This is a genomic window from Flectobacillus sp. BAB-3569 (assembly GCF_002270355.1).
GTDB lineage: Bacteria > Bacteroidota > Bacteroidia > Cytophagales > Spirosomataceae > Flectobacillus > Flectobacillus roseus.
In genome coordinates, this window is record NZ_NJFZ01000011.1 from 1 (window position 1) to 15173 (window position 15173).

Sequence of the window (15173 nt, forward strand, 5' to 3'; positions counted from 1 at the left end):
CATCCGAAACATAATGTTTCGACCATATTCCTTGTATTTACCTCTGGTAGTCCACCAACTCATCTGACATACACTTACAGACTCACCCAAAGCTGAGAGCAACGTACTTGTCCAATGATAACCAGGAACACAAATACGTTTATTAGGAGGAGAATAGTATCCTTTTTTTATCCGTGTTAGTCGTTTTGCCTTTGAGCTTTCTACACTACAAAGCCCTTCCAAAAACCAAGATTCAGCCTTTTCTAGCCGACTATCATCCCAAAGCATTAGCGGACGTTTTCCCTGTTTTACTAACGATTCTAGCCTTTTTCGAGTTTGACTAAAGAGAAAATTATCAATGATAGTAGATGTCCATTTTTTGGAACGTAACAGATTACTAATGCGTTTTGTCCCAGCGGGAGCATGTGAAAAACCGCAAATATAGCCACCTAACTCACTAAGCAATAAGCCCATAGAGTTGTGTCGATGCAATAAAATGGCAACTATTAAATCGTAAAAAGTACGAACTAAACGCTTATCCAGAACAGAATCTAACGATAACTGGACGTCAGCAAGATAAAGATCAAGTTTATGAAGAAGTAAATGAGAGAGTCTTGACTTACTCGATTTTATGTCATTATTTTGTAGAAATGCTTTATGCATAGAAACCTCCTGTTTGTTTGTGTTTGTCGTAATTCACAAAGTAAACAAGGAGGTTTCTTTTTTAAAAGTCTTCACGAAAAATTCGGGATGACTCATGTTTATTGAATCTTTTTGAAATAGTAATCAACTTGTTGTTTGTAATAAGGATTAAGATTAGGAGGAACCGTTTTTAGCAATTCAGTTTGTTTTTGCTTATCCTTTACATATTGTTGAAATTGTGGAGGAACCTTTCTTTCGTAGTTTTTAGCTGTTTCTGCTTTACGTTTTTGGTCTTCCTCTTGTTCTTTTAAGGCTTTTTCAGATTCGAGCAAACGAGTTAGAAGTTCTTGTTGACGTTTTATTAAATCGGGATTAAGTCGTTTGTTGACTAAATCAGTTTCGGTTTCTTCCATTTTCTTTAAAAGGTCTTTTACTTCATCTCCTAGCTTTTTCCCAATCTCTGTACCTTTTTGATTATCCATCATATCCTGCAACATCTTTCTAATTTGGGCTTGTTCTCGAGCTAGCTTTGCCAAATCCTCAGACATACCACCTTTGCTTTGCGAACCTTTTTGAAGTGTTTGTTGCATTTTCTGGTTCAAATCTTTTTGACTTTGTCCCATTCCTTTTTGGTTGCCTTTATTCTTACCTTTTCCACTTCCTGAGCCAGCCATCATCATTTGTTGATTTTGCTGCATTTGCTTTTGAACGTCAGACAACAAAAGACCTAAATTATTCATCGATGTCATGGCAAATTGTTGCTTGGAAGCAGTCATCGCCATTTTACGGTCTTTAATAAGCTTAACAGATTCACCCATATAGGTTTTCATATTACCCATTTCTCTGGTTACAAAAGTTTCAATTTGCAACACTCGTTTAGAAAGGGTGTATAAACTGTCTTCTATTACTTTGGCATCGTCCTGCAATTTGATTTGTTCCTGCGATAACTTCACAAATCTTGGATCTGAAGGCATAATTCCTCTAAAGTCCTTCATGAGTTGTTCTTGGTCAAAAGAGAGTTTAACGAGGTTTTCTAAGATTTCACGAAGTGTTTCAATATTCTCCTCATTTTCTTTCATCTCAGCTTGTTGTTTCATCTGTGCAAGCTTCTGAGCCATACTTTTCATGCTCTTGGCAGCTTTCTTTTGTTTTGCTGCGGCAGACTTGTTATCGCCTTTGTCCATCTTCTGCTGAGAATCTTTCTGGTCCTCAGAGATATCTTCTTGCTGTTGCTTATCTAAATCGAGCGGATCTGAATTTTTGACCTCGTTGTTAAGCTTATCAGCATCTTTCAAGTCCTTTTTCACATCGTCAAACTCTTTGCTAAGTTTTTCTTGCTCTTTTTTCAAGTCCTCTGTTTGTTGAGATTTATCTTGACTTTGAGGCTTTTTACTAAGGTCTTCGTTTTTCTCAGCTAAGTTTTCTTGCTTTTCGGCTTGCTTTTCAAGCTCTTTGATGGCTTTATCTAGTTTTTGTTCTACCTGAAGTTTCTTGAAAAGGTTTTGCATACGCTCAAGCTCCTTTTCAGTATTACGCTCTTTGTTTCGAAGTTTATCCATCTGCTCATTGATATGATTGTCTTCTGGATTCTTTTCTAACATTTTTTTCAATTCTTCATAAAGTTTTTGCGTCTCAGGATCCATCAATTGATTCATCATTTTCTGTAATGCTTCCATTTTTTGTTGCATTTCAGGCTTTTGCTCATTGAATCGCTGTTGCTTATCTGTTAGATTTTGATTTTGCTCTTGAAGCTTTTTGATTTCATTCATCAAGTCTTCTTTTTTCTTGGCAATTTCTTCGATGAGCTTTTTATCTTGAAAATCTAGGTCTTTCTTATTTTTCAAACGATTTTCGAGCGCAGCTAATTCTTTGCGAAGCTTTTGGGCTTTTTCAAGTGTTTTATCTAGCTGAGCCTCAGTTTTATCAATAGAATTATCAATTTCTTTATTGATGTCATTTTTACTCGGAATAGTATAATTCAATAATTGCGAACGAGTCGATTTAGCGCCATTTACGCCATCATTATCCCAAACTTGAACATAGTACTCGACTTTGTCCGAAGGATTTAATTTAAGGCTATCCATGGCCCATTGTTGATAAAATCCTTGAATCGATTGCGTTTTGTTGACTGGAATATTGAAACTGCGATAATTGCCGTTATTAGGCTTTCCATCACGCAAAATTTTATAGAATACAGCCAGACGACTTAAACCGTAGTCATCTGCAATACTTCCTCCTAAAACCATATAGTTGTAAAGGGTGGAATCTTTGTATTGCTCAAGACTGATTTGTGGATATTTGTCAGGAATAACATTCAGGTTAAAATCAATCCCTTGATTTGAGGTTGAATATTGATTTTTGAGAGAAACCTGATAGGCACTTGAGCGCGTTGCTTTTAATCTGAAGTCATATCCCCCACCGAGTATTTTCTTTTCGGCAAAATATCTCTTTTTATCTCCATCAAAAGCGAAGATAATGGAATCGGTATCTGTAACTGTAAAATTCCAATCGATAAGCGTGCCTTCAGGTACTGTGATATTACCCATATTTTGAAGTTGCTCATCAGGTTTGTTTAAATATGCAGGATAATGAAGAGTTACATCGAAGAACCCAAGGGTTGGTTTATTCACAACTTCTATCTCATAGTTGCCAGATTTAAAGCCAGCTGCTTCAAAAGTGAAATCTGTATTGTCTTGTAATTTAGAAAAAGTAAAAGAATAATGACGGCTGTCAATTGATTCCATTTTCATTTTTCTATCATTGACCAATACATAAACTGCATCAGGAATGGTGTTGCCGCGAAGCGCCAGATTTACCGTGAAGTCTTCATTTTTGAACGCTTTCAAATTTTTGTTTCCTAGTTCAAAGCTAAAAGGAGCTTCTTCTTGATACTCGTTTTTAAAGTTGACAATGCGTTCAGTACTCTTTGAAAAGAAGGCAGGATACATCAACAATAATCCAAAAATTACGACAGCTGGTACCGCCATATATTTGAGGTATCGTTTGTTATGATCAATTTTGATGGCGTCGGCAAAACGAATAATGGCTAATTGCTGCGATTTTTGAGCAATAGAGGCCATCAATAATTCATTTTGTTCATGACTCAATGCTTTTGAGAGCTGTAGAGTATTGAGTAATTTATCTGATACTTCAGGAAAGAATTTACCGATTTGATTAGCGGCAATTTCATCACTCAAGGGAGTTCTTTTTCCATAAAGAAATAGCAATGGCTTGATTACCCAGAAAAATGTGGATAACCCAAATGCGAGAATAAAACCGAAGAAAAGTACTCCACGGAAAAATGAGCCGAAATGTCCAAAATATTCTAAGGTGTTGAATACCAGATAGGCAGACAAAATAACAGCCAAAGAAAATATAGATCCTTTGACTAATCGGTTGAGGTAAAACTTTCGTTTATATTCTTCAATGCGTGACGAAAGTGCGGCAATAGGAGAATTTGTCATAGTAATAAAATCATTTTGCGGATTATATGACGATTATAAGTCCAATAATCATGCTGAAATGGAAATTGGTAAGTATTCCACAGAAAGTTATCCACAAATTTATAAAATGTGGATAACTTTCTGTGGAGAATTCTTAATCTAACTCCACAACAGACGGACAATGGTCTGAATGTTTGGCTTCGGGTAAAATATAGGCACGAGTTAAACGGTCTTTCAATGGTAAAGTTGCGCATTGGTAATCGATACGCCAGCCTAAGTTTTTGGACCTCGCTCCTGCCCTAAAGCTCCACCAAGTGTAATGATGAGGCTCTGAATTGAAATGACGGAAGGTATCGATAAACCCACTTTCTAAAAACTGCCCCATCCACTCACGTTCTTCAGGTAAAAAACCAGAGCTATTGGCATTGGATTTGGGATTGTGGATATCTATCGGTTGATGACAAATGTTGTAATCTCCCGAAACGATAAGATTAGGGATTTGTACTTTCAAATCATTAATATATCCTTGAAAATCATCTAGCCATTGAAACTTAAATCCTTGTCGCTCGTCGCCACTCGAACCTGATGGCATATATACAGACATTAACGAAAAATCTTCAAAATCAGTACGAATGACACGTCCTTCATTGTCATAAGCTGCTATGCCACAGCCATATTCTACATGTTTGGGTAAAACTTTAGTAAAGATTGCTACGCCCGAATAGCCTTTTTTCTGAGCAGAATACCAATATAAGTGATATCCCAAATCTGTGAGAAGTTGCTTTTCTATTTGATGCTCTTCTGCTTTTAATTCTTGCAAGCAAATCATATCTGGATTGGCAGCCTGAAGCCACTCAATAAAGCCTTTGGAAATAGCCGAACGAATTCCGTTGACGTTGTAGGTAATGATTTTCATAAAACAAAAAGGATATTGTTGTTGAATATGCTGATTTAACAAACATTTTATCTCAAAGATAACCTTAAATCATGGCAAAGCCGCAATATTCTATGCTGGAAAGGATAGTTTTTGGGAGGAAAATGAAGACTGAAATTTTATTATATTCTAAGTAGGAAATAAACAAACTAAGGGTTGCTATTTTGCATACATTTGCATACATGATGCTTTTCTGATAATTTTTGGCTATACCCTAGAGTACTACTCCATGCAGAAAGCACTTTTCATCCCAATTGTATTACCCAACATCTCTTTCATACCTATGAATTACAATAAACTGTGACTATTAAAGAGTTACAAAACAAGTGCTTACATCTTAAAACACCGACTATGAAAAAGATCATTAGATTTCTACCTTTATTGACCATCGCTATTTTAGCAAGTTGTTCATCTGAAGTATTACCTCCGCAAGTCGAGGTTCAGCCAGCACCTCCAGTGGTCAATCCTCCAAGTACGACAGGTAATGAGACTTTATTACCGCCATTATATCCATTTTCTGATAAATCTTACTTTATCAAGGAAGAAAGCTCTGGTACTTCCAATGTAGATATTTCTGCCTTTTTTCAAGGAAATAATACTCCTAACCTAGGCACTATCGTCAATAATGGCGAAAAGCTAAATTTGATTGCTATGGGTGGAGGCTTGACTGCAGGCGTTCGCAATGGTGGATTGTATCGGGTTGCACAAATGACATCGTTTCCCAATCTTGTAGCATGGCAAATGGGAATGAATAATTTTCAAAGCCCTTTGTTTTCTGCTTCAGAGGCAAATGGAACAGGATATTTAGCCCTTGTAGAGGATGGTTCCTCCTATCCTACTTGGAAGGAAGTAAAAAATAATGTAACAACGGTAAAAGCTGGTACGCCTCCAATATTGACTAAATATCAAGGTAATTCAGCGCAAAACTACGGGTTACCCGAAAATGGTGGACTTACCATTGCAAGCAGAGTAGTTAATACCGAAACGCTTGATTTACTTGGAAATAGATGGAGTATAGGTGGAGTTTTTGCTAGTCGAATTTTACCTGATGGCATTGATGATAAATCAGTATCATTAAGAGAACAAATATTAAAACAGCCTATTAACTTTTATCTATTGGAAGATGATAGTGATATGTTGATTTCGCTCATCAAAAACAATGGAAATGCTTTAAGTTCTTTTGGGTATGAAAAATATAGCATTGGCCCCAACGTATTGCGAAGTACTATTGAGTTGCTAAAAGAAAAAGCTAAAGCGGACAAAGGAGTAGTTTTTACATGGCCAATCATCACCGATTTAGCATATTTTAATTGGTACACCTTGGAAGATTTAAAAACTAAGGCAAAAAGCATTTCTATCAATGGAACTTCGACAGATATGCTGTTTATCCCAAGCCAAACAGTAGATATTTTGTTCAGAAATCTTAAAAAGGGCGATGATGTGTTTACAGTATTGCCCACTTCCACCTTCTTGAATACTCAGATATTGAACAATAATACCCAGTTTATAAAACTGTATAACGACAGAATTAGGGCTTTGGCAAAAGAGAAAGGATTGGCAACTGTAGATTTAGAGAAAATTTATTATCAAATCCACCTCAACCAATATGTTTCGGCTGATGGTTTTAAAATCGACGGAGGAACACGAGGAAACTTCTTTTCAGCAGATGGTATTTATCCTACAGCTATTGGTCAAGCGGTCATTGCCAATGAGGTAATAAAAGCCATCAATCAAACCTATAATGCTACTATTCCTCAGATTAATTTGCTTGCATATAGCAAATTGGTTGGAACAGAATAGATAGGCTATAAGCCAAAAGCACAAGATAAAAGCATATTCATGGTTACCTGAAAAATACTTTTATCTTGTGCTCACAACTAATAGCTTAATGCCTATAGTAGGTAAACTTTGGGTATTCTTTGAATTAAGGCATTAGCTATTTCTAACCTATTTGCCTGATGCCTTTTGCCTAATACCTTAACTATTAAAAACCTCTTTTTCGAAATACTCAATTACATGAGCCTTTAAAAGCTTTTCTTGTTCCAATAGATTCACAAAAGGCAAAGGTTGAACCAGTTTCCAATGTGGCCAGCCATCTTGGTCTGTACCTTCAAGCTCATATATACCCGAAAAACTAAGCACTTTACAAATGGCAATGTGCATCAAGTCTTGTTTTTCTTCTTTAGTAAAAAAACGATGTCCTTTTCCTAACTCTTGTACACCAATCAGAAATAACACCGAATTGAGGTCAGAAGGACGTTTTTCCATCATTCTTTCCAGTTTATCCAGAAGAATATCCCATTCTTGAGACAGGTTTTCTAATTCTATATCCATGGTATTGAGAAAATATGGTTTGATTTATGTCAGAACCGTTTTTCTGTTTATTGTTCTTGTTGTAAAGCTTCCCAATACTCAACAGCACGGCGTAAATGAGGAACAACAATTGTTCCGCCGATCAAAGTAGCTACTGAGAAAATTTCTTGAACTTCAGCATCCGTTACGCCCAACTCAAAGCATTTGCCCAAATGATATTTGACACAATCGTCGCAACGCAAAACCATAGAACAAGCTAAGCCCATCATCTCTTTAGTTTTTTCTGATAATGCACCCTCTGCATAAGTATTGGTATCTAAATTGAAAATACGTTTGATTACTTTATTATCACCAGCTAAAATTTTTTCGTTCATTTTAGCTCTGTAGTCGTTAAATTCTGTGACTAAGCTCATAATGGTATTGTTTGTTTCTGAAAAAAATCGTTAATTCATTTAAAAGAACGCTAATTTACTAATAAAAAGCGCAAAGTCTATTACACCTAATACTCAACACCGATGACACCTAACATGTTCAAAGCATTTCTACAATTGCTTTTTCCTGACGTATGCGTGGCTTGCAAGGAGCCACTGGTAGCCCAAGAAAAACATCTTTGTACCGACTGCATGTTTGATTTACCCAAAACAGACTCTCACAAAGGGCTTTATCATGTTTTGGAAAATCGTTTTGCAGGTAGAATTATGCCCCAACATCAATTTGCCTATCTCAAATTCAAGAAAGCCAGTAATGTTCAACATATCATGCATGCCATCAAATATGGAGGCAATCAAGAACTAGGTCAAATGCTTGGAAGATGGTTTGGAGCCGATCTCAATGAAGTAGGCTTTGCAAATACTTTTGATGTATATATTCCCATTCCTTTGCATAAAAAACGACAATTAGAGCGGGGCTACAATCAGGCAACATGTATTGCAGAAGGACTCGCAGAAAGTTTGGGAGGTATTGTGTTGGAAAATGCTGTTCAACGCGTAAGAGCCACGGAATCACAAGTAAGAAAAAAGCGTATGGAACGTTTCGAGAATGTGGAAAAACTCTTTGAGGTGATAACTCCTGAAATACTTGAAAATAAAAGAATCGTTATTGTGGATGATACTTTGACTACGGGTGCCACAATAGAGTCGTGTTTTGATGCCATAAAGGCAGTAAATCCGAAAGAAATCTCTATTATGGTGCTTGCATGTGCAGAACAATAAAAAAAGGGCTTAAAATCGAAATTTTAAGCCCTTTTCAAAATGAATATTCTTATTTATTAGTACCAGCACGAATCATCGCACATCTAAATCCAATAGTCGATGTTGATGAATCTTGGTCTAGGAATCTACGAGTACCTGGAGCTAACCAATAAGCTACATCTGCCCATGAACCACCTTTGTAAACTCTTGAATGGTTGTCAATTAAAGAGTTGTTATTTTTTCTATCGTAGTTTTTAGCATTATCCATGAAATCATTTCTACGAATAGGGTTCAAGTCGTTCATGTCTTCGTAAGAAAGTGGGCGATACAAGTCAAATACCCATTCATTTACGTTACCAGCCATTTGGTACAAACCAAAATCGTTTGCTGGATAATAATAAACTTCAGTTGTGATAATGGCTTTATCGTTACTCTTACCAGCAATACCAGCATAGTCACCACGACCACGTTTGAAGTTTGCTAACATTTCACCTTTATGTTTGCCTCTAGCTGTACGCATTGAAGGGCCATCCCAAGGGTAAATACGTTGATTTACTTGGTTTTCATCTTCGTATTGCGTTCCAATCATAGCTTTTGCAGCATATTCCCACTCAGCTTCTGTTGGAAGACGGTAAGCAGGTAATACAATTCCTGATTCGATTGGTAAACGCTGACCAGCAGAGAATGCAGGAGCGGCTTTTACTTCAGCACCAGCAGCTTTTCCCTTTCTTTTGGTAGTTGACTTCTTGCCTTTTTGGTTTTTCATGGCTAGGTCATTGTTAACCGCCGCGGTACGCCAAGTACAATAGTCTGTCGCTTGAGTCCAAGAAACACCTACCAAAGGATACATACGGAAACCTGGATAACGAAGATATTGCTCAACATAAGAGTCGTTGAACGCTAATTCGTCTTTCCAAACCAATGTATCTGGAAGAGCAGATTCATAAAACTCTTGTGAAGAGTCTTTTTGAATAGCATTGAGGTATTCGAGATAGTGAACATTGGCAATTTCTGTCTCATCCATATAGAATGACTGCACAGAAACGGTTCTTTCCAAGTTGTCACGAGTGTTGATAACATCTTCTTCAAGAGCACCCATCGTAAAGCGTCCACCTTCGATAAACACGAGATTAGGACCTGTAGGTTGGCCTTTGAATTTTTTATCAACTTGGAATCCTCCTTTTTTGTTGTAGGTAATACCAGTAGCAGTACTGTTTTTACCTAGCTTAACACTATTCGGCTTTTTGCTTTTGCAACTGCTCACAAGGGCTAACCCTAGTAATAAAACAGCTACTGATTTGATAGACAACTTCATTTCTTAAATACTTGGATTGTCGTTGTATAAATATTTAATACTAAAATCGAGTTATTGATTAAACACAAAATTAGTGTTTTTGGTATAAAAAGCGCTGAAGCGACCCAATTTGTTTGCGCTTTTGAACGATGTTTGGGAAAATACTTCCAAAAAACTATCCTCGAGAGTATATGTCAGTCAGAATTGTTTGAAGTTCGTCAATAGAAGTGACTTTATCAAAGCTAAGGATTAACCGCCCTTTCGCTTCTTTGAGCGAACATTTTTTAGGGTTGACTTTCACATAATCAAGAATCTTGCCAAAAACACTTGATTTATAGTACCTTTCGTTCTGTGAGGAAACGAAGAAACAACGCAGGTTATTATTTTTTAACATAATTTTTTCAATTCCCAAAACTTCTGCTTTCCAACGAACTCGAACGATTTCTATCATATCCTTCACTTCTGGCGGAATTGGCCCAAAGCGGTCGTTAATAGCTCTTTGAAAATTCTTTAACTCTTCTTCCGATTTCATATCATCGAGTTGAGTATAAAGCGATAATCTTTCAGAAATAGAGGTTACGTAATTTTCTGGGATAAGTACGTGCATGTCGGTCTCAATCTGACAATCTACTTTTAATTTGTTGGCAGATTCGGCCAAATCATTTTCAAATAAGGCTCTAAATTCGTTTTCTTTTAGTTCTTGAACTGCTTCGTCGAGGATTTTATGATACATTTCGTATCCTAAATCATTGATAAAGCCACTTTGTTCTGCACCAAGCAAATTTCCTGCGCCACGAATATCCAAATCTCGCATAGCTACTTTGAATCCATCGCCCAAATCAGAGAATTCTTCCAAAGAGCTGAGGCGCTTACGAGCATCTGTAGTCAATAGAGAAAGTGCAGGGGTTAACAAATAGCAAAATGCTTTCTTGTTCGAACGCCCTACCCTACCTCGCATTTGGTGCAAATCAGAAAGTCCAAAATGATTGGCATGGTTGATAATAATCGTGTTTGCATTCGGTATATCAATTCCCGACTCGATGATATTCGTAGAAACAAGGACATCATAATGACCTTCAATAAAGTTCATCATCACCTTTTCGAGTTTGTCGCCCTCCATTTGTCCGTGTGCGACTCCTATTTTGGCATCTGGAACCATGCGCAGAATCGTATTTCCAATACTTTCAAGTTCTGCCACTCGGTTGTGTACAAAATAGACTTGCCCGCCGCGTTTCAACTCATAACTCACCGCATCCCGAATCAACTGGTCACTAAATACATGCAGTTCTGTAGTTACTGGCTGTCTATTTGGAGGAGGCGTAGCAATTACCGATAAATCCCTAGCACCCATTAGTGAAAAATGCAAAGTACGAGGAATTGGGGTAGCCGTAAGCGTTAGCACATCGATATTGACGCGCATTTCTTTGAGGCGGTCTTTGACTTTTACCCCAAATTTTTGCTCTTCATCAATAATCATTAAGCCTAAATTCTTAAAAGAAACGTCTTTATTCACAATGCGGTGCGTACCAATCAAGATGTCGGTTTCGCCATTTGCAACACGTTTTAGCGTTTCTTTAATTTGTTGTGTCGACTTAAAACGGTTGATATATTCGACACGACAAGGAAAATTTTCTAATCGATCACGGAAAGTACGGAAATGTTGCATGGCCAATACCGTAGTTGGAACCAAAATCGCCACTTGTTTGGAGTCTGCAACAGCTTTGAATGCCGCGCGAATAGCCACTTCGGTCTTTCCAAAACCCACATCACCACAAACTAGCCTATCCATAGGGTTTGGTTTTTCCATATCAGCTTTTACATCAGCTGTGGCTTTTGCCTGATCTGGGGTATCTTCATAGATAAACGAAGATTCCAATTCGGCTTGTAGGAAGCTATCTCTTGAAAAAGCATATCCCTGCGCCAAACGACGCTGTGCATAAAGAGCAATAAGCTCTTTGGCAATATCCTGAACCTGTTTCTTGATGCGTGATTTCTTATTCTCCCATTCTGGCGAACCCAATTTTGACATTGTTGGAGGTCCCCCTTCTTTACCCGAAAATTTTGAAATTTTGTGCAAAGAGTGAATAGAGACCATCAATACATCGTTGTCTCTAAAAATCAAACGGATAGCTTCTTGCTCAGATTCTCCGACTGTTACTTTATCAAGACCTGCAAAACGCCCAATTCCGTAATCGACATGGGTCACATAATCGCCTACTTGCAAGGTTCTGAGCTCTTTGAGCGTAAGGGCTTTGGATTTAGAGTATTTACTTTTCTCTTTAAAACGGTGAAATCTATCAAATATCTGATGGTCGGTATAACAAACAATTTTGTTTTGCTCATCAATAAATCCTTCGCGAAGTCCAATGGTAATAGGCTGAAAACGCACATTGGAGTCGATTTCTTCAAAAATCGTGGTCAGTCGTTCTAATTGACGCTGTGATTCGGAAGTGATAATATTCGTAAAATAAAAGCCTTGATATTCCCGAAGATTATCTGCCAAACGTTTAAAGTCTTTGTTGAACGAAGGTTGAGATTTGGCTTGATAGGTCAGCTTTTCGGTTTTATCTTTAAAATAAAACCTTCTTCCAAATTCAATAGAGCCAAATCCTTTGACTAACTGTAAAAAACTACGGCGACTTTCAAACAGTTGATTAGGGTCAGATACAATTTGAATTCCTCCACTTTTTGCTAAGATTTCTTGTAGACTTTGCTCTACTTTTTCAAAGCATTTTTCCACAATTTCTAAAGCATGTTCAACATCCTTAAACCAAAGGCGTGTATCGGGCGATAAAAATTGAAAGAAAGGCTCACGAGTTTCCTGAATTAGTTTGGTTTGAACATCGGGAATGATATTGATTTTGGAAACTGATTCAATCGAAAGTTGTGAATCAGGGTCGAAAGTGCGGATACTTTCGACTTCGTTGCCAAAGAGGTCAATACGATAAGGGAGTTCGTTCGAAAAACTAAAAACATCTACAATACCTCCACGAATAGAAAACTGCCCTGCTTCGTACACAAAATCAGTTTTTTCGAAGTCATAACTTAATAAAACCTCTGCCAAAAAGTTGGTATCTAACTGTTCGTTCAAAGACACAGTAAGCGTATTTTTCATCAAAGAACGCTTGTTGATAACTTTCTCGAAAAGTGCTTCAGGATACGAAACAATGATTTGTCCTGTATTGGTATTGTTGTTGATTTTACTCAAAACCTCTGCTCTCATCAATACATTGGCATTGTCAATATCTTGGTATTGATAGGCCTTTTTGTAGGACATTGGAAAAAGCATAGGAACTTCTTCGCCCAGTAAACTTTGGAGGTCGTTGAGGAAATATGCCGCTTCTTCACGGTCTTCAAGGATGAATAAATGGTCTTGCTTGGGGTTCAGTTGATGTATTGCTGAGGCAATAACGGCATCAAGACTACCAGAAAGCCCTTTTAATTGAATATGAGGATACTTTTCTCGGTTTTTGGTTTGCTCCGAAATAGTTTGCACAACGCCATCTTCACGGTAGAGCTTCAGGAAATCTTTAACAAGCATGGTTGAAAAAAAGCTAGAGTCTGTTTTTATCGTAAGGTAAGAGTTTTTCAGTTCTGAAAAACACAATTAGCCACAAAGGCTCAAATACCGAATATTTGAGCCTTTGTGGCAATCATTTCACAAAAATAACTGTAAAAAAGAGTAAATAGTTTTTAATTCTTCAAAATCTCAAACTCTACACGTCTATTAGTCGCCTGATTTTCTGGAGTATCGTTGGCTACCTTAGGGCGATTTTTGCCATATCCTTTTGCTATGATTCGCTCAGGAGTTACACCAAAAGCGATGAGTTGGTTACGCACTACATCTGCACGCTCTTGCGAAAGTCGGTTATTGACCTCATCGCTACCCACATTATCAGTATGCCCACTGATTTCAACATTGATTTTGTTCTTTTTGATAAAGTCAGCGATACGCTTCAATTCAGGAGTTGATTCAGACTGAAGAGCTGCTTTCCCAAATTCAAAGAAAATGTTGTTCATCGTTATCTTCGTACCAGCTTCGATTGGAGCAACGGTAATATCTTTTCCTTCTATTTCAAGGTATTTTCCTGAAATTTTACTCAAGTCAATATTCTGAGAAGTCCCTACAAAACCATCGATTTTGGTTGTAATACCATAGTTTTTACCATAAGGCAAAACAATTTTGTAAATACCAGTCAGCGGGTCTGGACTGGCTTGACCTAATTCTTTTCCAGTGGTCAAATCTTCATAAATGACTTTGGCATTTTTAGGTACTTTCCCTGTTTTGCTATCAATCACTTTCCCTGCTACAAGGACAACAGGTTCTGATTTGGTAGCATCGGGTGCGGGTTGATTTTTGGTGTTTTTAGTAGAAGGCTTATTGGTTGCGACAACTGGGTCGTTACCCGCTTGGATTGGCGAAGTAGCGGAAGCGTCTAGTTTTAAACGAAAAATATCTTTTTTACCGAGAGAGCTTTTGCCAGAAATAAAATAAGCATAATCACCAGAGGCTGGAATCGTGTAATAGGCATCATATTCATCGGTATTGATAGGTTCGCCGATGTTTTGAGGCTCTGTCCAGTTGACCCAAGTTTCGTCTTTACGTTTACAAACATAGATGTCATTGCTACCTTTTCCACCTTCTCTGTTACTAGAGAAATACAAAGTTTTACCATCGGCAGCCAAAAAAGGTGTTGTTTCTGTAAAGTTGGTATTGATATCATCACCCAAATTCATGGGTTCAGACCAAGTTCCATCATCTTCTAAAAAAGAAGCATAGATATCATCTTCGTCGGAGTTTTTCTTTTCTGAAAAAGCCATTAATAAAACCTTTCCATCGGCAGATAAGAAGCCATGTTCGTTTTTACCTCTGCTTAATTTTTCGTATTTAGGAATTTCTAATTTGCGCGGAAGTCCCCAGCCTCCTTCAAGTTTTTTGGCGATAGAAAAACCTCGTGTTTCGTATTGTCCATTCAAATAAGCACCCTTCATGAGAATAGTTTGCCCATCGGGAGATATACTCAGAATACTGTTGTATTGATCTCTGTTGAGGTTTTCGGACATACGTCTTGCAGGTGTCCATGCACCCATCGTATTTTCTGAAAACCAAATATCTTGGGAGCCAGCTATCTGCTCAGAACCATTAACACCATATTTGTTTTGAGGGTGATTTTTGCGTCCAAAAAAAAGTGTTTTACCGTCTGGAGACATAACGGGTCCCAATTCTGAATATTCGGTATTAATGGCAGTACCAAGGTTTTCGGGTTTGTTTTGTGCCATCAAGAATGCAGATGGGATACACAACAAAACGATAGCCAACGAAGTATAGGTTTTCATGAAAATAGCCAATATTAAAGGGTTTATATCATAGGCAAACG

9 protein-coding genes and 1 pseudogene are annotated in these 15173 nt (G+C 37.5%); 2 read left to right on the forward strand and 8 right to left on the reverse strand.

The window, feature by feature from the left end; genetic code table 11:
- The 3 genes and pseudogenes from BWI92_RS12170 to BWI92_RS12180 all read right to left on the reverse strand — a co-directional run.
- Window positions 1-642: pseudogene (locus BWI92_RS12170) on the reverse strand (hypothetical protein); the annotation flags it as partial.
- A 98-nt stretch (window positions 643-740) separates the two neighbouring features.
- Complete coding sequence (locus BWI92_RS12175) at window positions 741-4085, reverse strand: DUF4175 family protein (protein WP_095163536.1); 3345 nt, start codon at window positions 4083-4085, stop codon at window positions 741-743.
- Between the two features lie 133 nt (window positions 4086-4218).
- A complete protein-coding gene (locus BWI92_RS12180) occupies window positions 4219-4980 on the reverse strand; it encodes an exodeoxyribonuclease III (protein ID WP_095163537.1) in 762 nt (253 codons plus the stop codon).
- Between the two features lie 369 nt (window positions 4981-5349).
- Between BWI92_RS12180 and BWI92_RS12185 the strand changes: the two genes are divergently transcribed.
- Window positions 5350-6798: an SGNH/GDSL hydrolase family protein gene (locus tag BWI92_RS12185; RefSeq protein ID WP_095163538.1), complete on the forward strand. Its 1449-nt coding sequence runs from the start codon at window positions 5350-5352 to the stop codon at window positions 6796-6798.
- A 177-nt stretch (window positions 6799-6975) separates the two neighbouring features.
- On the opposite strand, the gene BWI92_RS12190 is transcribed toward BWI92_RS12185, so the two are convergent.
- Window positions 6976-7332, reverse strand: a complete 357-nt coding sequence (locus BWI92_RS12190; RefSeq protein ID WP_095163539.1) for a hypothetical protein — start codon at window positions 7330-7332, stop codon at window positions 6976-6978.
- Window positions 7333-7379: 47 nt separating this feature from the next.
- On the reverse strand, window positions 7380-7724 hold the full coding sequence (locus BWI92_RS12195; RefSeq protein ID WP_095163540.1) for a carboxymuconolactone decarboxylase family protein: 345 nt from the start codon (window positions 7722-7724) through the stop codon (window positions 7380-7382).
- 114 nt (window positions 7725-7838) lie between these two features.
- Here BWI92_RS12195 and BWI92_RS12200 point away from each other — a divergent pair, with 114 nt between their 5' ends.
- A complete protein-coding gene (locus BWI92_RS12200; protein WP_176464406.1) occupies window positions 7839-8522 on the forward strand; it encodes a ComF family protein in 684 nt (227 codons plus the stop codon).
- A gap of 49 nt (window positions 8523-8571) precedes the next feature.
- On the opposite strand, the gene gldJ is transcribed toward BWI92_RS12200, so the two are convergent.
- From gldJ to BWI92_RS12215, 3 genes are all read right to left on the reverse strand, one after another.
- Entirely contained in the window at window positions 8572-9816 is a 1245-nt protein-coding gene (gene gldJ / locus BWI92_RS12205; protein ID WP_095163542.1) for a gliding motility lipoprotein GldJ, read from the reverse strand.
- Between the two features lie 154 nt (window positions 9817-9970).
- Window positions 9971-13336: a transcription-repair coupling factor gene (gene mfd, locus BWI92_RS12210; protein ID WP_095163543.1), complete on the reverse strand. Its 3366-nt coding sequence runs from the start codon at window positions 13334-13336 to the stop codon at window positions 9971-9973.
- A 152-nt stretch (window positions 13337-13488) separates the two neighbouring features.
- Window positions 13489-15132: an OmpA family protein gene (locus BWI92_RS12215; RefSeq protein WP_095163544.1), complete on the reverse strand. Its 1644-nt coding sequence runs from the start codon at window positions 15130-15132 to the stop codon at window positions 13489-13491.
- Between the last annotated feature and the right edge of the window lie 41 nt (window positions 15133-15173).